The 23,567-nt window shown below is 70.7% G+C and carries 21 protein-coding genes, 1 tRNA gene and 1 pseudogene; 7 read left to right on the top strand and 16 right to left on the bottom strand.

The window, feature by feature from the left end; all coding sequences use genetic code 11:
• Nucleotides 1–154 precede the first annotated feature (154 nt).
• On the bottom strand, nucleotides 155–358 hold the full coding sequence (locus tag J0P97_RS13305; protein WP_215488273.1) for a cold-shock protein: 204 nt from the start codon (nucleotides 356–358) through the stop codon (nucleotides 155–157).
• A gap of 87 nt (nucleotides 359–445) precedes the next feature.
• On the opposite strand from J0P97_RS13305, the gene J0P97_RS13300 reads away from it, so the two are divergent.
• Nucleotides 446–637 (top strand): hypothetical protein, encoded by a 192-nt coding sequence (locus tag J0P97_RS13300; RefSeq protein ID WP_215488272.1) that lies wholly within the window; start codon nucleotides 446–448, stop codon nucleotides 635–637.
• A 154-nt stretch (nucleotides 638–791) separates the two neighbouring features.
• On the opposite strand, the gene J0P97_RS13295 is transcribed toward J0P97_RS13300, so the two are convergent.
• Genes J0P97_RS13295 through J0P97_RS13285 form a run of 3 tightly spaced genes read right to left on the bottom strand, consistent with a single transcriptional unit; the run spans nucleotide 792 to nucleotide 4,083 of the window.
• Nucleotides 792–1,364: an isochorismatase family protein gene (locus J0P97_RS13295; RefSeq protein WP_215488271.1), complete on the bottom strand. Its 573-nt coding sequence runs from the start codon at nucleotides 1,362–1,364 to the stop codon at nucleotides 792–794.
• A complete protein-coding gene (locus J0P97_RS13290; protein WP_215488270.1) occupies nucleotides 1,361–3,625 on the bottom strand; it encodes an MMPL family transporter in 2,265 nt (754 codons plus the stop codon). The genes J0P97_RS13295 and J0P97_RS13290 overlap by 4 nt, the downstream gene beginning before the upstream one ends.
• Nucleotides 3,626–3,678: 53 nt before the next feature.
• The gene (locus J0P97_RS13285) at nucleotides 3,679–4,083 is read right to left on the bottom strand and encodes a hypothetical protein (protein WP_215488269.1); all 405 of its coding nucleotides are present in this window, start codon (nucleotides 4,081–4,083) and stop codon (nucleotides 3,679–3,681) included.
• Between the two features lie 150 nt (nucleotides 4,084–4,233).
• Between J0P97_RS13285 and J0P97_RS13280 the strand changes: the two are divergent.
• Nucleotides 4,234–5,354, top strand: a pseudogene (locus J0P97_RS13280) (alcohol dehydrogenase catalytic domain-containing protein).
• A 58-nt stretch (nucleotides 5,355–5,412) separates the two neighbouring features.
• Here the strand turns inward: J0P97_RS13280 and J0P97_RS13275 are convergent.
• A tRNA-Thr gene (locus J0P97_RS13275) sits at nucleotides 5,413–5,488 on the bottom strand.
• A gap of 245 nt (nucleotides 5,489–5,733) precedes the next feature.
• Here J0P97_RS13275 and J0P97_RS13270 point away from each other — a divergent pair.
• From J0P97_RS13270 to J0P97_RS13260, 3 genes are all read left to right on the top strand, one after another.
• Nucleotides 5,734–6,642, top strand: a complete 909-nt coding sequence (locus tag J0P97_RS13270) for a MetQ/NlpA family ABC transporter substrate-binding protein (protein ID WP_215488268.1) — start codon at nucleotides 5,734–5,736, stop codon at nucleotides 6,640–6,642.
• Between the two features lie 63 nt (nucleotides 6,643–6,705).
• The gene (locus tag J0P97_RS13265) at nucleotides 6,706–7,743 is read left to right on the top strand and encodes a methionine ABC transporter ATP-binding protein (RefSeq protein ID WP_215488267.1); all 1,038 of its coding nucleotides are present in this window, start codon (nucleotides 6,706–6,708) and stop codon (nucleotides 7,741–7,743) included.
• Nucleotides 7,736–8,395: an ABC transporter permease subunit gene (locus J0P97_RS13260; RefSeq protein WP_215488266.1), complete on the top strand. Its 660-nt coding sequence runs from the start codon at nucleotides 7,736–7,738 to the stop codon at nucleotides 8,393–8,395. Before J0P97_RS13265 ends, J0P97_RS13260 begins: the two co-directional genes overlap by 8 nt.
• Before the next feature lie 60 nt (nucleotides 8,396–8,455).
• Here J0P97_RS13260 and J0P97_RS13255 read toward each other — a convergent pair whose 3' ends face one another.
• From J0P97_RS13255 to J0P97_RS13215, 9 genes are all read right to left on the bottom strand, one after another.
• A complete protein-coding gene (locus tag J0P97_RS13255; protein WP_215488265.1) occupies nucleotides 8,456–10,033 on the bottom strand; it encodes an alpha/beta hydrolase in 1,578 nt (525 codons plus the stop codon).
• The gene (locus tag J0P97_RS13250; RefSeq protein ID WP_215488264.1) at nucleotides 10,030–11,184 is read right to left on the bottom strand and encodes a DNA polymerase III subunit delta'; all 1,155 of its coding nucleotides are present in this window, start codon (nucleotides 11,182–11,184) and stop codon (nucleotides 10,030–10,032) included. Before J0P97_RS13250 ends, J0P97_RS13255 begins: the two co-directional genes overlap by 4 nt.
• 72 nt (nucleotides 11,185–11,256) lie before the next feature.
• Complete coding sequence (gene tmk / locus J0P97_RS13245; protein ID WP_215488263.1) at nucleotides 11,257–11,901, bottom strand: dTMP kinase; 645 nt, start codon at nucleotides 11,899–11,901, stop codon at nucleotides 11,257–11,259.
• A complete protein-coding gene (gene topA / locus J0P97_RS13240) occupies nucleotides 11,901–14,558 on the bottom strand; it encodes a type I DNA topoisomerase (RefSeq protein ID WP_215488330.1) in 2,658 nt (885 codons plus the stop codon). Before topA ends, tmk begins: the two co-directional genes overlap by 1 nt.
• A 177-nt stretch (nucleotides 14,559–14,735) precedes the next feature.
• Nucleotides 14,736–15,065, bottom strand: coding sequence for an Rv3654c family TadE-like protein (locus J0P97_RS13235; RefSeq protein WP_215488262.1), 330 nt, complete (start codon nucleotides 15,063–15,065; stop codon nucleotides 14,736–14,738).
• 16 nt (nucleotides 15,066–15,081) lie between these two features.
• A complete protein-coding gene (locus J0P97_RS13230) occupies nucleotides 15,082–15,459 on the bottom strand; it encodes a TadE family protein (RefSeq protein WP_215488261.1) in 378 nt (125 codons plus the stop codon).
• Complete coding sequence (locus tag J0P97_RS13225) at nucleotides 15,440–15,688, bottom strand: DUF4244 domain-containing protein (protein ID WP_215488260.1); 249 nt, start codon at nucleotides 15,686–15,688, stop codon at nucleotides 15,440–15,442. Before J0P97_RS13225 ends, J0P97_RS13230 begins: the two co-directional genes overlap by 20 nt.
• A gap of 63 nt (nucleotides 15,689–15,751) precedes the next feature.
• Complete coding sequence (locus J0P97_RS13220; protein ID WP_215488259.1) at nucleotides 15,752–16,630, bottom strand: type II secretion system F family protein; 879 nt, start codon at nucleotides 16,628–16,630, stop codon at nucleotides 15,752–15,754.
• The gene (locus J0P97_RS13215) at nucleotides 16,627–17,679 is read right to left on the bottom strand and encodes a TadA family conjugal transfer-associated ATPase (RefSeq protein WP_215488258.1); all 1,053 of its coding nucleotides are present in this window, start codon (nucleotides 17,677–17,679) and stop codon (nucleotides 16,627–16,629) included. Before J0P97_RS13215 ends, J0P97_RS13220 begins: the two co-directional genes overlap by 4 nt.
• Nucleotides 17,680–18,119: 440 nt before the next feature.
• Here J0P97_RS13215 and acs point away from each other — a divergent pair, with 440 nt between their 5' ends.
• Nucleotides 18,120–20,084 (top strand): acetate--CoA ligase, encoded by a 1,965-nt coding sequence (gene acs, locus J0P97_RS13210; RefSeq protein WP_215488257.1) that lies wholly within the window; start codon nucleotides 18,120–18,122, stop codon nucleotides 20,082–20,084.
• Nucleotides 20,085–20,204: 120 nt separating this feature from the next.
• Here the strand turns inward: acs and J0P97_RS13205 are convergent, their stop codons facing one another.
• Complete coding sequence (locus tag J0P97_RS13205; protein WP_215488256.1) at nucleotides 20,205–20,669, bottom strand: RidA family protein; 465 nt, start codon at nucleotides 20,667–20,669, stop codon at nucleotides 20,205–20,207.
• A complete protein-coding gene (sp36, locus tag J0P97_RS13200; protein WP_215488255.1) occupies nucleotides 20,666–20,890 on the bottom strand; it encodes a Sp36 family protein in 225 nt (74 codons plus the stop codon). The genes J0P97_RS13205 and sp36 overlap by 4 nt, the downstream gene beginning before the upstream one ends.
• A gap of 98 nt (nucleotides 20,891–20,988) precedes the next feature.
• Here sp36 and J0P97_RS13195 point away from each other — a divergent pair, with 98 nt between their 5' ends.
• Nucleotides 20,989–23,565, top strand: coding sequence for a transglycosylase domain-containing protein (locus tag J0P97_RS13195; protein WP_215488254.1), 2,577 nt, complete (start codon nucleotides 20,989–20,991; stop codon nucleotides 23,563–23,565).
• Nucleotides 23,566–23,567 lie beyond the last annotated feature (2 nt).

Genomic DNA, 23,567 nt, shown 5'->3' with positions numbered 1-23,567 from the left:
TCGGGACCCGAAGGCCGGAAGCCATGGGCAGATGCCGATCGCTGTGCCCCACGCTACGGGGTGGGGTATGACTGCGACGGCATAGAGGAGGACTCCCGGCGGATCGTCGGCCGACGCACAGCATGCGCGTCGGCCGACGGAGGCTCTGGAACGCTCAGAGACCGCGGATGTTCGCGGCCTGCGGGCCCTTGGGGCCTGCCTGCGTGTCGAACTCGACCTTCTGCGCCTCGCGCAGGTCGCGGTACCCGTCGCCGGCGATCGCGCTGAAGTGCGCGAACACGTCGGCGGAGCCGTCATCGGGAGCGATGAACCCGAAGCCCTTTTCGGAGTTGAACCATTTCACGGTGCCGGTGGCCATCGTGTCTCTCTTCTTGTTGTGTGGGCCCCCATGGGGACCCCGGATGCCGTGTCGACGGACGCGACGCGGACGGTGATGAGGGGCGCAGTGCCCCTGGCTGAGGCGGACGGCGTCGATCGCAGCGGCGCGATCGAGGAACGTGCCGAGGCGTTCGCCACGGCCGCCCTGAGCTTCGAAGCCGCCCTGAGCGGGCGCCACGAAACCGGCGTACTGATCGCCGCGGTGCGCGACGTCGAGGTCGAGATCCGCGCGGCGCCAGGTCAGCGGCAGCGGAGGTGAATCGGAGAAGATGAGCGAGCTTTCGTCGAGGGCGCCGGAACGGGAAGAACGGGCCGTGGGAGAACTGGCGTCGAGCACGCCATCATCAACCCGACAGCTCGCATCGACGCGGCAGAAGAGTGGGGACGAACCGGCTCAAGACCAAATATCGACTCTAGCAGATTTCAGCGCCGGCGTGTGCCAGCTCCGCCAGGGCAGCCTCCGAGGCACCCGGCGCCACCCCCGCCACCAGGCCGGCCAGCACGCGCACGTGGACGCCGTGGGCGATGGCATCCAGCGCCGATGCGCGCACGCAGTGATCGGTGGCGATGCCCGTGACGTCCACCTCGGTGACCCCGTGCGCGGTGAGGAGCGCGGCGACCTTCTCCCCGCGATCCGTCGTTCCTTCGAACAGGGAATAGGCGGGCACGCCCTGCCCCTTCTTGACGTGCGTGGTGACCGCGGAGGTGTCGAGGCCCGGGTCGTACTCCGCGCCCTCCGTTCCCGCGACGCAGTGCACCGGCCACGTGGTCACGTAGTCGGGCTCGCCGTCCAGCGCGATGTGACCGCCGTTGTCCGTATCGGCGTCATGCCAGTCCCGGGACGCGACGATCAGCGCGTAGTCGCCGGCGTGTTCCGCCAGGTGCGCCGTGATGGCGTGTGCGACCGCGTCTCCCCCCGCCACGCCGAGGGCGCCGCCCTCGGTGAAGTCGTTCTGCACGTCGACGATGAAAAGCGCCCGGCTCATTCTCCGACCCTAGCCCGGTACTCCGCTCGCGTCATGGCCTCCACGGGCTTATCCGCCTGCTCTGATCGCCACAGCTTCGACGGCCACCAGATCACGCGCCCGAGGTCGAAGGCCACCGCCGGCACGAGCAGCGAGCGGACGATGAAGGTGTCCAGGAGCACGCCGAAGGCGACGATGAAGGCGAGCTGCGCGAGGAAGAGGATCGGGATCACCCCCAGGGCGGCGAAGGTGGCCGCCAGCACGAGCCCCGCCGAGGTGATGACGCCGCCCGTCGCGACGAGTCCCCGCAGGATGCCGGGGCGCGTGCCGTGGCGCAGCGACTCCTCCCTCACCCGCGACATCAGGAAGATGTTGTAGTCCACGCCGAGCGCCACGAGGAAGACGAACCCGTAGAGCGGGACGGCGGGGTCGGCCCCCGGGAAGTCGAACAGGTGGGTGAACACGAGAGCACTGACCCCCAGTGCAGAGCCGAAGGACAGGATGACACTGGCGATGAGGATGAGCGGGGCGACCACCGCCCGCAGGAGAAGCATGAGGATCACCAGGATCACGACGAGGATGACGGGGATGATGACCGTGCGGTCGCGGATCGACGTGTCGTTGGTGTCGACATCGAGCGCGGTCGGCCCGCCGACGAGGGTCGTTCCGGCGCCGAGCTCGGCCTCGAACGCCGTACGCAGACCGCGGATCGCCTCCTCCGCCGCCAGCGAGTCCGCCTCGTCGCTCAACGTCGCCACCAGCAGGACATCGCCGTCGGACACCGTGGGCGCGGGTGCGGGCGCTCCCGCCGCGGCGGGAGGGCCCGCCACGGAGTAGACGACCTCTCCGCCCTCCAGACTCACTCCCACCTGACCCGAAGTGGAGTCCTGCGAGACCGCTGCGACGCTGTCGATGCCGTCGGCGGCATCCAGCACGCCCACCGCGTCGGCGACGCGGTCCTCGGGGACGATGACGTACGCGGGGCTCCCCGACCCGCCGGCGAAGTGCGCGGCCAGGACGTCTTGCCCGTCGCGCGCCTCGGACGCACCGAGCACGAGATCGCTCTGCGGCACGCCGTCCGCCTTCAGCTGGAGCACTCCCGCGGCCGCCGCGATGAGCACGACGGTCGTGATGATCCAGACCGGGCGGGCGTGCCGCGCGATGAGCCGTGCCTGCCGCGCCCAGAACCCCTTCACCGGCTGCGCGGGGTCGGCGACGAGCGCTTCGGCGGCGTCGCCCGCGTCGGCGTGCGCGCCCGGCTTCGGGATGAACGGCCAGAAGGCCGCGCGGCCCGTGAGGGCGAGGAGGGCGGGAAGGAAGGTGAGCGCTGACAGGACCGCGAAGAGGATGCCGATCGAGGCGATCGGACCGAGCGCGCGGTTGGTCGCGAGGTCGCTCAGCAGCAGGCACAGAAGACCGGCGATCACGGTCCCGCCGGAGGCGAGGATCGGCTCGAATGCACCCCGCCAGGCTGTCACGGTGGCATCCCACCTCTGCAGGCCCCGCCCGACCGCTTCACGGAACCGTGCGACGTACAGGAGGGCGTAGTCCGTCGCCGCTCCGATGACGAGGATGAACAAGATGCCCTGCACCTGTCCGTTCAGGACGAAGATGCCCGCCTTGGCGAGCCACCAGACGGTCAGGAGCGCGACGCACAGCGCGAATGTCGAGGTCAGCAGGACGAGCACCGGCAGGAGCGGCGATCGGTACACGATCACGAGGATGAGGAACACCGCGCCGAGCGCCACACCGAGCAGGAGCCCGTCGATCCCCAGGAAGCCCGCGACGAGATCGGCGGTGAAGCCCGCAGGCCCGGTGACCCATGCCTCGAGTCCCGATGGGATCTCGTCAGCGATCGTCTCGCGCACGGCCGCCACCGTCTCATCGACGTTCCCCGACGTGTCGATCGGTACGAACAGCTGCACCGCCTCGCCGTCCTCCGACGGCAGGGCAGGCGAGATCTCTCCCACCCCGGGGACGGCGCCGATCGCCGTCGCGAGATCATCGATGTCGGAGAGCTCCTCCGCGTCCAGCGCGCCGGAGCCGGTGACGACGACCACGGCGGGGATCGTGTCGCCGCCGGTGAAGTCCGCGAGCCGCTCCTGAACCTGCGTCGCCTCGGCCGAGGACGGCAGGAAGCTCGACTGGTCGTTCGTCGCGACCTCGTCGATCTTGCCGAAGTACGGCCCGCCGATGGAGCCACCGACCAGCCAGATGAGGACGAGCAGCACGGGGATGCCGATGCGAAGCAGGCGGGGGGGAGCATCCGATCGGGAGGTCATATCGCTAGCCTAGCTAGCAACATGGCGCACGAGAAACCCCCCTCTCCCCGCGATCAGGCCTGCGAGAAGTAGAGCACCACGCTCGCGATGACCGAGACGGCACCCAGCGCCAGAAGACCGCCCGCCGTGAGCAGCACGGGGCGAAGCCCCGGCGGCCGGCGGGTGAGGCGCATCCGGCCCTGCCAGCCGTGGCGGTACCAGATCGGCGTGGTGTCGAGGCCTGCGAGGTGGGCGGCATCCGCGGCATGGACCGTGGCGCTGTTCGCGTCGCCGTCCGCGTCGAACCAGCGAACCACCGTCGCGCCCTCGTCGTGGTCGACCAGAGCCTCCGCCGGCAGCCACGTGCCGTCTGCGGCCCAGATGACGACCGCGACCGCGAGGAGGAGGGCGAAGCCGGAGAAGCCCACCCACGAGAAGATCTCGAGCAGGATGTCGAGGACCGGGGGCGCGCCGCTCACTGTGTGCCTCCCGCGTCATGCCGTCGTCTCCGCGAGTATTCCACAGTCGGTACGATCGACGACGGAAGCGACACCGGCGACGCAGACAAGGGCAGGCATCCCATGACGACCCCCCCACCCGACCACGACGACGCGGCCGCGGGCGCGGTCATGACGACGCGCATCCGCGGCGCCGTCCTCGCCGAGATCGGCGCGGAGCGCCCGTATCGCACCTCGTCACCGCTCCAGGTCGTCGACCTCGACCTGGACGACCCCGGCGCCGACGAACTGCTGGTGCGCATCGAGGCGGCCGGCCTCTGCCACTCCGACCTGTCCGTCATCGACGGGAACCGCGTCCGCCCCACCCCGATGCTCCTCGGTCACGAGGCGGCCGGCATCGTGGAACAGGTCGGCGAGCGCGCGGCGCAGGACGGGTTCGCGATCGGCGATCGGGTCGTCATGGCCTTCCTCCCCAGGTGCGGCGAGTGCGCGGGATGCCGCACCGACGGCATCATGCCGTGCGTCCCCGGCACCGCGGCGAACAACGCCGGCGAACTCCTCTCGGGAGGGTCGCGCCTGCACCTCGCGGACTCGGGCGAGCCCGTCTTCCACCACCTCGGCGTCTCCGGATTCGCGACGCACGCCGTCGTCGACCGGCGCTCGGCCGTGGTGGTCGGCGCCGACGTCCCCCCGGAGGTGGCGGCGGTCCTCGGGTGCGCCGTGCTCACCGGGGGCGGCGCGGTGGTGAATGCCGGCGGAGCGCGGCCCGGGCAGGACATCGCGATCGTCGGACTCGGCGGCGTCGGAATGGCCGCCCTCGTGACGGCGGTCTCGCTCGGTCACGGCAGGGTGATCGGCGTCGACGGCGTCCGCTCGAAGCTCGACCGCGCCCGCGAGCTCGGAGCTGATTTGGCGGTGACTCCGGAGGAGGCGGCCGATCAGGGCATCCGCGTTCCGCTGGTCGTCGAGGCTGCGGGCCACCCGCGCGCGTTCAGACGGCGTTCGCCCTCACCGCGCCCGGCGGTCGTACCGTCACGGTCGGCCTCCCCTCCCCCGCGGCGCGATCGGAGATCTCCCCGCTGATCGTCACGGCGGAGGCGCGCACGATCATCGGCTCCTATCTGGGGTCGGCGGTGCCCTCGCGCGACATCCCGACGTATGCGCAGCTGTGGCGAGAGGGGCGCCTCCCGGTGGAGCAGCTGATCTCGGACCACATCGCACTCGATGACGTGAACGCGGCGATGGATGCCCTCGCAGACGGCACCGCGCTGCGCCAGATCATCCGCTTCTGAGGAGACATCCCGAGAGCATGCGAAAGGCCCGGACTCTTTCGGAGTCCGAGCCTTTCAGTGGAGCCGCCCAAGGGAATCGAACCCTTGACCTTTTCATTACGAGTGAAATGCTCTGCCGACTGAGCTAGGGCGGCGCAGGGCGCTGACGCCGTGCACGAAGAACGATCTTACAGGGTCCAGACCCGCCCCGCGAACCACGCAGAGATGCGACGCGTCGGCGGACGCGCGCCGACTGTGCCGTGTCCCCGTGTTACGAACTCGATTCGGGCACCCGGTCCAGGGCGCATAGCGTCGATAGGGCACCGCGACGAGGCGAGCGCGGTATCGGCCTTCGGCCCGTCCGCGCACTCGCGGTGCACCGAACCGAAGGAGCACCACCATGTCCACGTCCCGCACCGCGAAGCTGCTCGCAGCCCTCGCCCTCCCCCTCGTCCTCGCCCTCGGCGCCTGCGCGTCCTCGGCCACGCCCGGCGCGAGCGACGCCGGAACCGGCGGAACGTCGGGCCTCGTCAAGATCGGCGTCGTCGGCGCCGGCGACCCGTACTGGGCGACCTACAAGGAGGCCGCCGCCGCCGAGGGCATCGACGTCGACATCGTGAACTTCGACTCCTACGACCAGCCGAATCCGGCACTGTCGGCAGGCGAGCTGGATCTCAACCAGTTCCAGCACATCATCTACCTCGCCACCTACAACGTGAACGCGGGCGATGACCTGGTCCCGATCGGCGCCACCGCGATCTACCCGCTGGGCCTGTACTCCACGAAGTACAAGGATGTCTCCGCCATCCCCGCCGGCGAGAAGATCGCCGTGCCCAACGACGAGTCCAACCAGGCCCGCGCACTCCTCGTGCTGCAGTCCGCCGGCCTGATCACGCTCAAGGACGGCGGCTCGGTGTTCGCGACCGTCGCCGACATCGAGCCCGGCTCGAAGGTCTCGGTCGAGGCGGTCGCGGCCGACTTCACGGCAACCTCGCTCCCCGACTTCGCCGGCGCCGTCGTGAACAACGACTTCGTCGCCAAGTCCGGACTCACCGAGGACCAGCTGCTCGCGCAGGATGACCCGGCCGACGCCGCGGCCTTCCCGTACATCAACATCTTCGCCGCCCGCGCGGCGGACGCGGACAACCCGACCTACCTGAAGCTCGTGAAGATCTACCAGGAGACCCAGGCCGTGCAGGACGGCGTGCAGGAGGCTTCCGGCAACTCCGCGGTGCTTCTGAAGACCCCCGTCGCCGACCTCGTGGCCTCGCTCAAGAAGACCGAGGACGAGGTCCGCGCTCACCAGTGACCCGTCGCGTGCGGCCCGCTCCTGCCGGAGCGGGCCGCACGCGTGTCGTACCAGGAGACATCCATGACGCTCATCCGCCTGCGCGGCGTGACCAAGTCCTTCCCCCCGACCGGCAAAGGCGCCGCGCCCGTGGCCGCCGTCGACGACGTGAACCTGGAGGTCGCCGCGGGCGAGATCTGCGGAATCATCGGCTACTCCGGCGCGGGAAAGTCGACCGTCCTCCGCCTCGTCAACGCTCTCGAGATCCCGACGTCGGGGACCGTCGAGATCGACGGGGTCGACATCACGGGGCTCTCGGAGCGCGACCTGCGACGCCTCCGCGGCGACATCGGGATGATCTTCCAGCAGTTCAACCTCTTCGACTCGCGCACCGTGGCGGGCAACGTCGCCTACCCGCTGGAGGTGGCAGGACGCCCGCGCGCCGAGATCCGCGCCCGCGTCGCCGAACTCCTGGATTTCGTGGGACTCGGCGATAAGGCGCGCAGCTACCCCGAGCAGCTCTCCGGCGGCCAGAAGCAGCGCGTCGGCATCGCCCGCGCGCTCGCCACGAGCCCGCGGATCCTCCTCGCCGATGAGGCGACCAGCGCACTCGACCCCGACACGACCGCGGAGGTCCTCGGACTCCTCCAGCGGGTCAACGACGAGTTGGGTGTCACGATCCTCGTCATCACCCACGAGATGGACGTCATCCGGAACCTGGCCGACCGCGTCGTCGTCATGGAGCAGGGGCGGATCATCGAGGAGGGTCCGGTCTTCGACATCCTCTCCGCGCCGCAGCACGCCGCGACGGCGCGATTCGTCGCGAGCATCATCGAGGACGTGCCCACGGGCGACGATCTCGCGACGCTCCGCGCGCGGCATCCCGGCCGCCTCGTGACCCTCGACGTCCGCGACGGCGCCGCGACGCAGGCGGACGTGTTCGCCGCCCTCGCCCGGCACGATGTGCGGTTCGAGGTCGTGCACGGCGGCATCAACGACATCCGCGGGCGGGTCTTCGGCCACCTGACGCTCGCCCTCAGCGGCGAGACGGATGCCGTGGACCGCGCCCTCGCCGCGGCCGCGACCTTCGCCACCCTGACCGAGGAGGACGTCCGTGGATAGGCTCATCGAGCTCCTGCCGCTGCTCTGGGAGGCGGCCCTCGAAACCCTCTACGTCGCGACCGCGGCGCTCGTGCTCGGGGGTCTGCTCGGCCTCGTGCTGGGGATGGCCCTCTACGCCACCCGCGCCGGGAGCCTCTTCCCGAATCGCGTCGTCTTCGGCATCCTCAACGTCATCGTCAACACGTTCCGGCCGATCCCGTTCATCATCCTTCTCCTCGCGATCCAGCCGATCGCCCGCGGCATCGGCATCCCCGGGATCGGCGTTCCGTTCGCGATCTTCGCGATCACGATCGCCTCGCTCTTCGCGATCAGCCGGATCGTCGAACAGAACCTGCTGACGGTGCGGCCGGGCGTCATCGAGGCCGCGCGCGCCGCGGGCGCGAGCCGGTCGCGCATCCTCTTCCGGCTGATCCCCCGCGAAGCCCTCGGGCCGCTCATCCTGGGCTACACGTTCGTGGTCGTCGCCCTCGTGGACATGACGGCGATCGCCGGCGCGGTCGCCGCGGGCGGCCTCGGCGAGTTCGCGATCAACTACGGCTCGAAGCAGTTCAACCCGTGGGTCACGTGGGCGGCCGTCCTCGTCATCGTCGTCATCGTCCAGGTCGTGCAGTTCCTCGGCAACGGGCTCGCCCGCCGCGTCCTGCGGCGCTGACATCGGGGCCAACCCCTGAGGGGCGTGGGACCTCGATCAGGAAGACCGGCTCGCGCGCGTTCAGGAGGTGCAGGAGAGCCCGTCCTGCGGGACCGTGCCCTCCAGCAGGTAGGCCTCCACGGCGCTGTCGACGCACGCACTGCCCTTGTTGTAGCCCGTGTGCCCCTCGCCCTCGCGCGTCACGAGGACGCCCGAGCTCAGCTGCTCGGCCAGCGAGACCGACCACGCGTAGGGGGTCGCCGGGTCGTTCGTCGTCCCGACGACGACGATCGGTGCGGCGCCGTCGGCCGAGATGCGCTCCCGCACTCCGGTCGGCGGATACGGCCAGCTCTCGCACACGTCGACGCCGTCCCAGTACGGCGCGATCGTCGGGGCCTTCTGCGCGATGAGCGCGTCGGAAGCATCCTTATCAGCCTGCGACGTGTCCAGCGGGTAGTCCATGCAGTTGTATGCGCGGAAGGCCTCGGTGGAGTTGTCCTGGTAGACCCCGGCGCCCGTGCGCCCGTTGTAGAAGTCGGCGAGGAAGAAGGCGGTGTCGGCATCGCCGGACAGCGCGCCCGCGAGCGCCTGCGTGAGGTAGGTCCAGCTGTCCTGGGAGTAGAGCGCGGCGATGATCGCCGTCATGAGCGAGTCCGCACCGAGCATGCGACCGTCGGTGGCGGTGAGCGGGGCGGCGTCGACGCTCGCGAGGAGCGTGGCGAGATCGCCCATCGCCTCGTCCACCGTCCCCGAGAAGGGGCACGAGCGGCCCGACAGGCAATCGGCCATGTAGGCGCGCAGCGCGGACTCGAACCCGACGGCCTGGGTCGTCCCCACGTCGAGGCCGGACACCGACGGATCGATGGCGCCGTCCAGGACCAGCCGGCCGACGCGCTCGGGGAAGAGCTTGGCGTAGGTCGCACCGAGGAAGGTGCCGTACGAGTACCCGAGGTAGTTCAGCTTCGCGTCGCCGAGGACCGCACGGAGGAGGTCCATGTCGCGCGCCGCATTGTCGGTCGTGATGAAGGGCAGGATGCCGTCGGAGTTCGCCTCGCACGCCGCGACGAAGTCCTCGTTGCGTGCGGTGAGCTCCGCACGCCACCCGTCGCTCCCCCGCGGATCGGCGGGGATGTCGTACAGGTACGCGTCCATCGCGGTGCCGTCCAGGCACGTCACGGCCGTCGACCGGCCCACGCCGCGCGGGTCGAACCCGATGACGTCGTACGCGTCGGAGAGCGCGGTGCCGACGGCGAACGAGGCCGAGTCGGCGATGAGGTCGTAGCCGCTCGCGCCGGGACCGCCGGGGTTCGTGAGGAGCGACCCGATCGCGTCGCCGTCGGTGGCGGCGCGGCGGATGACCGCGAGGTCGATCGTCCCCACGGACGGATCGGTCCAGTCCAGCGGTGCCGTCACCGTCGTGCAGTCGTACGCTCCGGCGTCCGAACCGGTGCACGGCGTCCACTCGAGGGTCTGCGCGTAGAGGTCCTCGAACCCGGCCGGCGCGCCATCCGTGTTCGGCTCGCGACTCGGCGCCGGACTCGCGCTCGTCTCGGGCGGGATCGCCGCGTAGAGGCATCCCGACAGCACCGTCACCGCGATCGCGAGGCCGGCGACGGCGGCCAGAGCGCGGCGAGAGAGGGCACGGCGACGAGGGTTCACGGGGTCCTTCCGCTGGCGACCGTGATGAGCATGCTCTCGAGGGCGAGTGCCGGAGCGGCGTTGCCTTCGAGATGCGTGCGGGTCGCCGAGATCTGATCGAGCACGGTCAACGTGCGCTGCGCGGTCCACGCACCGGCGAGCGCTGCGATCTCGGTCTCGAGTTCACGGTTGATGAGGCCGCCGGTCTGGCCGAACTGCAGCATGAGGGTGTCGCGGAACATCGACTCCAGGTCCGTGAGGACGCGGTCGATGCCGTCACGCAGACTCCGGGTGGCGCGCCGCTTCTGGTCGTCCTCCAGCGCGCTGACCTGGCTGCGCACCGCGGGGGGCACCGCGGATCCGGGCGCGATGCCGAGGGTGCGCAGGAGCGCTTCGCGCTCGGCCTCGTCCCGCTCCGCCGTCAGGGCCTTCGCGTCGTCGGTCGCCAGCTGCACGATGCGCGCCGCGGACTCGACCGCTGTGCCGACGCCGCGGACCCCAAGGACCGCGCGCAGGGTCTCTTCGCGCCGGGCGCGGGCCTCGGCATCCGTCGCCAGCCGCACCGCCATGCCGATGTGGCGCTGCGCGAGGCGCGCGGACTGCTCCGCGAGCGCCGGGTCGGCCCCCGTCCGCGCCGAGATGAGCTGGGCGACATCGGCGACGTCGGGCTCACGCAGTCGCAGGGTGCGCACGCGGGAGCGGATCGTCGGGAGCAGGTCGGCCTCGCTCGGAGCGCAGAGGATCCAGACAGTCCGCTCGGGAGGCTCTTCGAGCGCCTTCAGGAGGACGTTGGAGGTGCGCTCGACCATGCGATCGGCATCCTCCATCACCATCACGCGGTAACGGCCGAGCGACGGCGAGAAGTAGGAGCGCTCGACCAGGGCCCGCGCGTCCTTGATCGAGATGATGACACCCTCGGTGCGCAGCGCCGTGAGATCGGGATGCGTGCCGGCGAGCACCTGGCGCATCGCCGCCTCGTCGCCCGGTTCGGCGATCAGCGCGGCGGCGAAGGCGGTGGCCAGTGTCGACCGGCCCGAGCCGGCCGGGCCCGTGATGAGCCACGCGTGCGCGAGCTGGGCGGGATCGGATGCCGCCGCCTGGAGCTGTCGCAGCGCCTCGTCCTGGCCCCAGACGTCGCCCCACGGGAGGGTCGTCGTCGCGGCGATGGTCATGCGCACCAGCCTACGGTGTCCCTCCGACGGTCGGAGGGGCGGCGCGAGGACGCGGAAGGCCGGTGGCGCGGCTCAGGGCGAAGACCCGTCCAGCGCCGACGCGACGCGCGCGCGCACTGCCGCCGCGAGCTCGCCCGGGGGCAGCGAGGCATCCAGCACGAGAAAGCGGTCCGGCTCGGCGGCGGCGAGGGCGAGGAAGCCCGCGCGCACCCGGGCGTGGAAGTCCGACTGCTCCGCCTCGAGCCGGTCGAAGGGCTTGTCATCCGCGTCGAGACGGGCGCGGGCGGATGCCGGGTCGAGGTCGAGCAGCACCGTGAGATCGGGAAGCGCCCCCTCGGCAGCCCACAGGGACAGGTCTCGGATCTCCGTGGCATCGAGGATCCGACCGGCCCCCTGGTACGCCACGGACGAGTCGAGGTATCGGTCCTGGATGACGACCTCGCCGCGCGCGAGGGCAGGGCGCACGAGAGTCGCGACGTGGTGCGCGCGATCCGCCGCGTACAGGAGGGCCTCGGCCCGGGGGGCGACCTCCCCGCGGTGGTGGAGGACGATCTCGCGGATGAGGACGCCGACCTCGGTGCCGCCGGGCTCGCGAGTGCGGACGACGGTGCGCCCGTCCTCACGCAGCCAGTCCTCCAGGAGCGCGGCCTGCGTGGTCTTGCCCGCACCGTCGCCGCCTTCGAACGTGACCCAGAGTCCTCGCGCCGCGGCAGCCATCATTTCTTCGCGGCGGGCTTGCGCGTCGCCGGGCGGCGGGTCGTGCGCTTGGGGGCCGGCCCCTTGGCGCGCTTGTCGGCGAGCATCTGCACCGCGATCTCGAACGTGATGTCGTCGGGCGTCTGGCCCTTCGGGATCGTCACGTTGGTGGTTCCGTCGGTGACGTAGGCGCCGAAGCGGCCGTCCTTGATGCGGATGGGCTTCGCGCTCACCGGATCGGCGTCGAACTCCTTGATCGACGTCGCCGCGCGGTTCGCGTACTTCGGCAGCGCATAGATCTCGAGCGCCTGCTCGAGCGTGGTGTCGAAGATCTGCTCCTCGCTGGTCAGCGACCGCGAGTCGGTGCCCTTCTTCAGGTACGGTCCGTAGGGCCCGTTCTGCGCCGTGATGGGCGTCTGGGTCTCCGGGTCGAGGCCCACGGTGCGCGGGAGGGAGAAGAGCTTGAGCGCTGTCTCGAGATCGATCGTCTCGGGCGACATGCTCTTGAAGAGCGACGCGCGGCGCGGCTTGGGCTCTTCGACCTTCTTCTTCGCGACGCGCTTCTTCGGCGCTGCGGCATCGGACGCCGGTTCCGGTGCCGGTTCGGGCTCCGCGGCGACGGGGAGGACCTCTTCGAGGTACGGGCCGAAGCGGCCGTCCTTCACCACGATGTCGCGGCCGGTCTCCGGGTTCTGACCGAGGACGCGGTCGCCCGCGATCGGTGCGTCGATGAGCTCCTGCGCTTTGGCCGGCGTGAGCTCATCGGGCGCGAGGTCCTCGGGGATGTTGACGATGCGTGACGTCCCGTCCTCGTTCGGCACGTCGAGGTATGGTCCGTACCGCCCGAAGCGGAGAGTGGCGACGTCGCCGATGCGGGTCGCGTTGATCTCGCGCGCATCGATCTCGCCCAGGTTGTCGAGGATGTTGCGGAGCCCGACGTGGGCGTCGGAGCCGAAGTAGAACTCTTTCAGCCACTCGACGCGCTGCTGCTCGCCCCGGGCGATGGCGTCGAGATCGTCCTCGAGGGCAGCGGTGAAGTCGTAGTCGACGAGCTCCGTGAAGTGCTGCTCGAGGAGTCGGACGACACTGAACGCGAGCCAGCTCGGAACGAGCGCCTGACCGCGCTTGGTGACGTATCCGCGGTTCAGGATGACGTCGATGATGCTCGCGAAGGTCGAGGGGCGGCCGATCCCCTTCTCCTCCAGCGCCTTGACGAGGCTCGCCTCGGTGTAGCGGGGCTTGGGGCTCGTGGCGTGCCCCTTCGGCTCCACGTCACGGAGGTCGAGCACGTCGCCGACGGCGAGCTTCGGCAGGGACTGATCGTCGGCGCGGTCGGCGTCGCTGCGCTTCTCGTCGCGTCCTTCTTCATACGCCTCGAGGAAGCCCTTGAACGTGTAGACGGTGCCCGAGGCGGTCAAGGACGCCACGCGACCGCCGACCTCCGCCTCGAGGGTGACGGTCGTGGTCTCGTACTTGGCATCCGACATCTGCGAGGCGATCGTGCGCTTCCAGATGAGGTCGTAGAGGCGGCTCTCGTCGCGGTCGAGCGCGGATGCCACCGACGCGGGCGTGCGGAAGACGTCGCCCGACGGGCGGATCGCCTCGTGCGCCTCCTGCGCGTTCTTGCTCTTGTTGGCGTAGCTGCGCGGGTTCGCGGGGACCGCCTTGTCGCCGTAAAGGGCGACGGCCTGCGTGCGCGCGGCGGAGATCGCCTGCGTCGACAGGGAGGTCGAGTCGGTGCGCATGTAGGTGATGTAGCCCTTTTCGTAGAGCCGCTGCGCGACACCCATGGTGTGCTTCGCGCTCATCGAGAGCTTCCGACCTGCCTCCTGCTGGAGAGTGGAGGTCGTGAACGGCGCCTTGGGGCTGCGGGTGCCGGGCTTGGCCTCGACCGCCGTGACGTGCACCTCGCCGAGGGCGGCGAGTGCGTCGGCGAGTTCACGGGCCTGCGTCTCGGTGAGGACGACGACGGCCTTGCGGAGCTGGCCGGCGTCGTCGAAGTCGGTGCCGCGCGCGAGCGAGGCACCGTCGAGTCGGGCGAGGCGGGTGGCGAACCCCTCGGCGCGCGCGGCGGCGTCCGATGCGGGGACGGCGACTGCTTCGACGTCCCAGTACTCGGCCGTGACGAAGGCGATGCGCTCACGCTCTCGGTCGACGACGAGCCGCGTCGCGGCGGACTGGACGCGTCCTGCGGAGGTTCCCTGCCCGACCTTGCGTCGGGTGACGTCGGACACGTCCCAGCCGTAGAGGCGGTCGAGGATGCGGCGGGTCTCCTGCGCGTCGACGAGGGCGAGATCGAGCTCGCGCGTGTTGTCGACGGCGGCGCGGATGGCGTCCTTCGTGATCTCGTGGAACACCATGCGGCGGACGGGGACCTTGGGCTTGAGTGCTTCCAGGAGGTGCCACGCGATGGCCTCGCCCTCGCGGTCCTCATCGGTGGCGAGCAGGAGTTCGTCGGCGCCCTTGAGTGCGCGCTTCAGCTCCGCGACGGTCTTCTTGCCGCGATCGCTCTCCACATAAAGAGGAGTGAACCCGTTCTCGATGTCGATGGAGTACTTGCCGACCGAGGTCTTCTTCAGTTCGGCGGGGATGTCCTTCTTCTCGGCGAGGTCGCGGATGTGCCCGACCGAGCTGAGGACCTCGTACCCGTCGCCCAGGTATCCCTGGATCGACTTCATCTTCGTCGGGGACTCGACGATGACGAGCTTCTTGCCCGCCTTGGGGTTCGATGCCTTGGTGCTCTCGGCCACGTGGCGTCCTTTCTTCGATGCACACCATACACACGTGCCGGACATGAAGAGGCTGTGAGCGGTCGGGGCGGGCGCCCCGATTTCGCACCGCGTCGCACGCCGCCCTCACCCCGGGGCGCCCGGCGGCGGGCCGGCGCGCGCCCGCCCTCGTGCGGTCACGAGGCCGCTTCCGACGCGCACCTCGACGGTGGCCACGACGCCGTCCACCGCGCACGAGGCGAGCGCCGCGCCCCCGGCTGCAGCCACACGCGCCGCGACCTCGCACGGGGTGCCGGGGGCCGCGCCGCTCGCGGTGTCCGCCGCAGCGAGCGCCGAGGCATCCGCCGCCCCCGAGGCGCGGGCGGACAGGACCGTCGCCGCTCCGACCGCCCCCATCCCGACGGCGAGGGTGCTGACGATCGCGAGCGCGCCGAGCGCTGCGGCGGTGCCGGCCATCAGCAGACACCGGCCATCAGGGTTCTCCCGCGAGGGCGCAGGATCGGGCGCGGAGGTCCGGCAGCGGCAGCGGGACACCGGCCGGCGCCGTCGCGGTCACGCAGACGAGGTCGCCCTCGCGCGAGACCGATGCGACCGCGCCGCCGGCGATGGCGGCGACGACGCCCGCGACGCGCCCCTCGGACTCGCCCCGCGCGGCGAGCCGGGATGCCTGGGCGGCCCCGTGCTCGAGTCGCACCTGACGGCCGACGGCCGACAGGCCCCCCGCGGTCAGGGCCAGGACGAGGATGACAGCGGGGACGACGACGGCGAACTCCGCCGTCGCCGACCCGCGATCGTCCTCGAGAGCGGGCGACCGACCTCCGAGCCCGCGCTCAGGCCACGGTGAGCGCACGACGGACGAGGTCGGTCAGGATGCCGCGGACCTCGTCCGACCGCATGATGACGACGAGGAGTCCGGCGAAGGCGACCGCCGCCATCGTGGCGACCGCATACTCGGCGGTCGCAGCCCCGGCATCGTCCGTGAAGAGGTCGGCCGCGCGGCGCGATGTCAGCGGTGGCAGCGGCGGCAGCGGGGCCTCGCCGCGGGGCGGTCGGCGGACCGGGAAGGTGATGAGGGACATGTGGTTCTCCTTGTGGATGGAGGGCGATGGGCACGAGGTGACCGCGGCGTGGCGCGGGTCGGATCAGGGTGAGGCGAGGATCGGCGTCGATCCGGCGAGCACCGACATCAGCATCGGCGCGACGCCGAGAAGCAGGAAGGCGGGCAGCGTGCACAGGCCCATCGGCAGGAGCAGTCGCGACCCGAGTCGCGCGGCGCGCAGCCTCCCCTGCGTCCGGCGGGCGCGTCGCATCTCGGCCGCGGTGGCGCGGAGCAGTTCGACGGCGGGAGTCCCCGCGCGCTGAGCGAGGGCGAGCACAGCGCGCGTCTCCGCGGACGCCTCCCCGCCACCCGCCGACGCGACGACGGACAGCGCGCGGTCCACGGAGACCCCCGCCGAGAGGGCGATCGCCACCGCGTCCGCCTGGAGCCCGGGGAGCCCCGCCGCGGGCTGCGCAGCGGCCACCAGCCGGGCGGACCATCGTCGCGCGAGGAGCATGAGGACAGCGCCGGCGACGAGGACGGCGATCCCGGCGGGCTGCGTGAACACCGAGACCACGTCGAACCCGAGGACAAGCCCGAGGCCCACCGCCACCAGGGGCAGCCAGCCGACCAGTCGCGCGGTCGCGGCCGGATCGGCCAGCGCGACGTCGACGTCGTCCCGCGTCTCCTGCGCGTCGCGCAGTGCCTCGGCGAACCGGCGGAGGCTGGACGCGAGGGGCGCGCCGACGGTCTCGGCCACCGCCCAGGCGATCGCGATCTGGCTCCAGGTCTCGCCGCGCCCCGCGAGGACGCTCGCCACCTTCGTTCCCGCCGGCGCCGCCGCGACTGCCGCCGCCGTGCCATCTCCCGCCTCGGCGAGCAGCGACCACGAGCGAGCGGGCGGGATCCCCGCCTCCAGCAGGACGGCCAGGCGCTGCGCCGTCTCCGGTGCCGCGTCGGGATCCGTCGATGTCGTCGTCATGTCAGAGCCTCGACGCCCAGTCGGCCGTCGGTGAGCACGGGGCGGGCGAACCCCGTGATCCGTCGCACGCCGTCGGCGGCGCGTTCCACGTGGACGACGACCCCGATGGCGCTGACGACCTGGCGCGCGACCGCGCGGTCATCGAGTCCCGCGAGGGCGCCGAGCGCCTCCAGCCGGGTCGGGAGGTCGCGGATGCCGCTCGCGTGCACCGTCCCCGCGCCGCCCGCGTGCCCGGTGTTGAGCGCCATCAGCAGCTCGCGAACCTCCTCCCCACGGCATTCGCCGACCACCAGACGGTCCGGCCGCATGCGGAGCGCCTCACGGACGAGCCGCGCGAGCGGGACCGCGCCGGCGCCTTCGAGGTTCGGCTGCCGCGCTTCCAGGCGCACGTGATGCGGATGGGAGAGGCGGAGCTCCGCGACATCCTCGATCGTCACGATCCGCTCGTTCGGCGGCACTCGCCCGAGAAGAGCCGCCAGCAGTGTCGTCTTGCCCGCGCCCGTCGCGCCCGTGACGAGGAGGTTCGTGCGACTCGCGACCAGCGCCTCGAGCCGCGCTCCCGTGACGGCGTCGAACATCCCTCGCCGCCCGAGCTCGTCGAGGTCGGGGATGTCGGCAGCGGGAAGTCGAATCGAGATCGCGGCACCGGAGCACGCGACCGGCGGCAGGACGGCATGCACCCGGACGCCGTGCTCCCATCGCACGTCGACGAGCGGTGCACCGTCGTCGATGTGACGCCCTCCGATGCCGATCAGGGCGACGGCGAGGTCCCGCAGCTCGTCCGCCCCCGCACGCCAATGCGCGACATGCTCCACCCCCGCGCCACGGTCGACGAACAGGCCGTCCTCGCCGTTGACGAACACGTCCGTCACATCGGGGTCGGCCAGGACGTCGCGCAGCGGCGCGAGGGCGGGATGGTCCGGCAACCGCCTCCGCGCTCGCGGAGGAGGCGGCGGCGGATCGTCGTGCGGGGCGAGCGGCGACACCCCGGCGACCACCCGTCGAACGGATTCGGGGACCCGGCGGCGGGGGACGAACGGCTCGGACATGCCCCGACGCTAGGACGCGGCCGTCCCCGGCGCGACGGCGGGCACCCGATCGGTGGACAGTTCACGCAACGCGGCGGGTGGGGACGAGTCGATGACGATCAGGCCAGAGGGCCGTCCCGGACAGACTGCCGCCGGAGAGAGGAGACGGCATCCCATTGGGGGGAATGGGATGCCGTCTCGCGCGACGTCCGCCAATGGGGGGGGGGGGGTGCGGATGCCGCGATGCCAGAATCAAGAGTTCGGCCGCGTGAAAGCTTACGCAACGATCGATCGCGTTCCCGCCCATCCGAGGGCGCTCGAACCGATATATCTCTGCGGCTCCGTCCTGCCGATCCCTACTATCGGCGGTAGTGGCGCTCTGAGACCCCTGGCTAGATTTCCTGCATCCTCCCGGGAGTCTCCGCGACCTCCCCCGGGTCCGCCGCAAAGGAGCGCGCCGAATGAGCAGCCAGATCGACCACCTGTTGACCGAGAACCGTCGGTTCGCCCCGAGCCCCGAGTTCGCCGCAGACGCGGTCGCGACCGCCGACCTCTACGCGCAGGCCGACGCCGATCGCGAAGGGTTCTGGGCAGAGCAGGCGCGCGCCCTGCACTGGCACACGCCCTTCTCGCAGGTCCTCGACTGGTCCAACCCGCCGTTCGCGCAGTGGTTCGCCGACGGTGAGCTCAACGTCGCCTACAACTGCCTCGACCGCCACGTCGAGGCAGGGAACGGCGATCGGGTCGCCCTCCTCTGGGAGGGTGAGCCGGGCGACGAGCGCCGGGTCACCTACGCCGAGCTAACCGACGAGGTCAAGCGCGCGGCGAACGTCCTCCGGGGCCTCGGCGTGGAGGCGGGCGACCGCGTCGCGATCTACATGCCGATGATCCCCGAAGCCATCGCCGCGATGCTCGCCGTCGCTCGCCTGGGCGCGGTGCACTCGGTCATCTTCGGCGGGTTCTCGGCCGACAGCCTCCGCACCCGCATCGATGACGCCGGCGCGAAGGTCGTCATCACGGCCGACGGCGGATACCGCAAGGGCCGCGTGTCCCCCCTCAAGCCCGCGGTCGACCAGGCCCTGGCCGACCGCGGCGCAGGCCCGCAGGGCACGGTCGAGCACGTGCTCGTCGTGCGCCGCACCGAGAACGAGGTCGGGTGGACCGAGGGGCGCGACATCTGGTGGCACGATGCCGTCCCCGCGGCATCCGGCGAGCACGAGGCGCAGGCGTTCCCCGCCGAGAACCCGCTGTTCATCCTCTACACCTCCGGCACCACGGGAAAGCCCAAGGGCATCCTGCACACGTCGGGCGGCTACCTGACGCAGGCGACGTTCACGAACAAGGTCGTCCACGACCTCCACCCCGAGACGGACGTCTTCTGGTGCACGGCCGACATCGGCTGGATCACCGGCCATTCGTACGTCACCTACGGACCGCTGTCGAACGGCGCGACCCAAGTGCTCTACGAGGGCACGCCCGAGACGCCCCACCCCGGACGCTGGTGGGAGCTCGTCGAGAAGTACGGCGTCACCGTCCTCTATACGGCGCCCACGGCCATCCGCTCCTTCATGAAGCTCGGCCGTCAGATCCCGCAGCAGTTCGACCTGTCGTCGATCCGCCTGCTCGGTTCCGTCGGAGAGCCCATCAACCCCGAGGCGTGGATGTGGTACCGGGAGATCATCGGTGCGGATGCTGCGCCGATCGTCGACACCTGGTGGCAGACCGAGACCGGGTCGATCATGGTGTCGGCCCTTCCCGGCGTGACCGAGACAAAGCCCGGAAGCGCGCAGGTCCCCCTCCCCGGCATCGGCGTGGACGTCGTCGACGACCAGGGCGAGCACGTCGGCAACGGCAATGGAGGACTCCTCGTCCTCACGCAGCCGTGGCCGTCGATGCTGCGCGGCATCTGGGGCGACCCGGAGCGGTTCGTCGAGACCTACTGGGAGAAGTTCCAGAACAAGGGCTACTACTTCGCCGGAGACGGCGCGCGCCTGGACGAGGACGGCGACGTCTGGTTCCTCGGCCGCGTCGACGACGTGATGAACGTCTCCGGGCACCGGCTGTCGACGACCGAGATCGAATCGGCGCTCGTCGGCAACGAGGCGGTCGCCGAGGCCGCCGTCGTCGGCGCGTCCGACGAGACCACCGGCCAGGCGGTGGTGGCATTCGTGATCGTCAAGCAGAGCTATCTGAGCGCCCACGAGCCGGAGGGCCTCGCCGACGCGCTGCGCAAGTGGGTGGGCGAGCAGATCGGACCGATCGCACGCCCCCGCGACATCTACATCGTCGGCGAGCTGCCGAAGACCCGTTCGGGCAAGATCATGCGCCGTCTCCTGCGCGACGTCGCGGAGGGCCGGGAGGTCGGCGACACGACGACCCTCGCCGACACGGCCGTGATGAGCGTGATCTCGGCTCAGGTCAAGTAGTCCGCGCGGAGCCCGGCACCGCGAGACACCCGCCCTCCGCCGAGACACCGGCGCACGGCGGGTGTCTCGGTGCGGGCACGGTGTCTCGCGGACGGGCGCGCGAGGGGACGCGCGCGGAGGTCAGGCGACGGTGAAGACGACCTCGACCTCGACGGGCGCGTCGAGCGGCAGGACCGGGACGCCGACGGCGGAGCGGGCATGGCGACCGCCGTCGCCGAAGATCTCGCCGAGCACCTCGCTCGCACCGTTGATGACCCCGGGCTGCCCGGTGAATTCGGGGACGGATGCCACGAACCCGGTGACCTTCAGGACGCCCGTCAGCCGATCGACGCCTCCGACGGCATCCGCTGCTGCCGCGACCGCATTCAGGGCGCAGCGACGCGCGTACCCCTGGGCGTCCGCGGCATCCACCGCCCCGCCGACCTTGCCGGTCGCCGGCAGGGCGCCGTCGACCATGGGCAGCTGTCCCGCCGTGTAGACGAGATCGCCGTGCGCCTTCGCCGGCACGTACGCCGCGACGGGAGGCACGACCGGGGGCAGCTCGATGCCGAGCTCGGCGAGCCGGGCCGAGATCGACGCGGTCATGCCCGACCCTCGCCCTCGAACTGCTGCGCGGCGACCGCCGCGGCGCCGAGGCCGGCGTTCGCCGAGCCGCCGCCGACGGGGCGCTTGAAGTAGGCGACGAGACCGCCCTCCGGGCCGGTGACCACCTGGACGAGCTCCCACCCCTGCTTGCCCCAGTTGTTGAGGATCGCGGCGGTGTTGTGGATCAGCAGCGGCGTGGTGAGGTACTCCCACGTGGTCATGGACTCTCCTGTCGATGTCGCGCGGGAGGGGCCCGTTCTCGGGCGCGCCCGGATGCCCACCAAGGCTTCCCCCAGGGTTCTCCCTTACGATCAAGCCTATGCCTCTTCCCAAACGCACGGCCACCGGTGTGCTCGGCGGGATCGCCGGGCTGGTCGGCCTGAGCGCGATCGCCGGCGTCCTCGTCACGGCGACCGTGACCCCCGCGATCGCGGTGTCCGGCTACGCCGCGTCGACGGCCCTGGACACGTTCGAGAACATGCCGAGCTTCCTCGAGATCGATCCGTTGATGCTGCCGACGGAGTTCTACCGCAAGGACAGCGCCGGCAACGACATGCTCATGGCGCAGTTCTACGACCAGAACCGCATCCCCGTCACCTTCGATCAGGTGAACCCCGTCATGTTCGACGCGATCACCTCGAGCGAGGACAAGAACTTCTACACGCACGGTGGCGTCGACCTCGTCGGCACGGTGAGCGCGCTGCTGGGCAACGCCTCCAACGGCTCCAACCGCGGCGGCTCCTCGATCACCCAGCAGTACGTCAAGAACGTGCTGCAGCAGAACTGCGAGTCGAAGGCGAAGAGCGACGAGGAGGTCGAGGCCTGCTTCACCGCGACCACGGTCAACAGCGGCTCGGAGGGATACCAGCGCAAGCTCCAGGAGATGCGCTACGCGATCCAGCTGGAGAAGCGGTACCCCAAGGAGGACATCCTCCTCGGCTACCTCAACATCACGAACTTCGGTGGCACGGTCTACGGCATCGGCGCCGCTGCCAAGCACTACTTCTCGACGGATGCCGCGAACCTGACGATCGCGCAGGCCGCGACCATCGCCGGCATGGTCCAGGCCCCCAACACCTACCGCATCGACCGGCCGGGCGGGACGACCGAGGACTCTGCGGGAAACCCCGTCAACGGCGAGGCCGACGGCTACAGCCTGACCCTCGACCGCCGGAACTACGTGCTCGAGCGCATGCTCGATCTCGGCAAGATCTCCCAGGCGGAGTTCGATGAGGCCTACAACTCGCCGATCACACCGACGATCTCCGAGCAGACCCAGGGCTGCCAGACGGCCTCCGGTGCGGAGTTCTTCTGCGAGTACGTGCGATCGGTGCTGCTGAACGACACCGCGTTCGGGGCGGATGAGGATGCGCGCGCCGCGAACCTCCGCCGCGGAGGCATGAAGATCTACACGACACTCGATCCCGACCTCCAGCAGTCCGGCCTCCAGGCGATCTCGGTCGTCCCGGCGCGTGTGGACTACATGAACCTCGGCGCATCCGGCGTGCAGGTCGAGGTCGGCACGGGGCGGATCCTCTCGATGGTCCAGAACCGGCCGTACTCGATCGAGAGCTCCGAGGATCAGAACGCACCGACCACCCAGGTCAACTACAACGTGCGCGCGCAGAACGGCGGCGGCGGCGGTCACTCCGCGGGGTCGACCTACAAGGTCTTCAGCCTCGTCAACTGGCTCGAACAGGGGCACTCCGTCAACGAGACCCTCAACGGCCGCGTTGGCACGAAGAAGGTCATCAACTGCGACGGCGAGACGCAGAACGTCGTCTCCAGCAACAGCGGCAACGGCGTGGCCAACTTCGAGGACAACCCCGGCTACACCGGCACCGTCTACAACTTCACGCGCGACTCGCTGAACTCCGGATTCTTCGCGATGGCCGAGAAGATCTCGGTCTGCTCGACGAACCAGGTCGCGATGAAGATGGGCGTCATGCAGGGCAACGGCGAGCCCCTCGACACGACGAACCTCGGGTACAACGTCCTGGGCGACCAGCCGGTCGCGCCGCTCGACATGGCGGAGGCGTACGCCTCGATCGCCTCGAACGGCAACCTGTGCCCGGCCAAGGCCATCGACAAGGCCATCGATAAGGACGGCAACGACATCACACCGCAGCTCGCCTGCAGTCGCGTGATGAGCGAGGCCGTCGCCTCCACCGCGGCCTACACCCTGGAAGGCGTCATGACGGGCACCGGCTCCGGTGCGCGGATCGGCGACGGCGTTCCGGTGTTCGGAAAGACGGGTATCCACGAGTACCTGCACACCTGGATGGACGGCTCCTCGACCAAGGTGACGACGATCGTCTGGGTGGGCAACGTCCAGGGTGACGCGCTGCTGAGCGACTACTACGAGAGCGGCTACGTGCTCTCCCGCATCCGCAACTCGATCTGGCCCGAGATGCAGGGCGCCGCGAACGCCAAGTTCGGCGGGGATGCCTTTCCCGGCCCGGACTCGACGCTGACCAAGCGTCAGCTCGCCGACCTCCCGTCGGTCATCGGAATGTCCGTCGACGACGCGACCCAGACGCTCCGCACCGCCGGATTCTCGGTCTCCGTCGGCGACCCGGTCGACGGCACCGAGGCCCCGGGCACGGTCGTCCAGCAGGACCCGGGCGCCGGACGCATCGCGGGCGGCACGACGGTGACGATCCGTCCGAGCAATGGCGAGGGCGTCGCCGTCCCCGCCGTCAGCGGCAAGCCGGATGCGGCCGTGTCCGCCCTCCGGGCAGCCGGCTTCGGTCAGGTCTCCACAGCGTGCACGCAGAAGGACGACGCACCGGCGGAGGGCACGGTGACCGGCACCGATCCGGCGGCCGGCGCCGTCGTGAACCGGAACACGGCGATCTCCGTCCAGTACCAGGCGAAGACCTGCGGCGGCCGGTAGTG

Source organism: Microbacterium flavum (assembly GCF_018717645.1).
Classification (GTDB): Bacteria; Actinomycetota; Actinomycetes; order Actinomycetales; family Microbacteriaceae; genus Microbacterium; species Microbacterium flavum.
The sequence above is the reverse complement of the archived record's forward strand: the minus strand, read 5'-3'. Positions and strand labels throughout refer to the sequence as shown.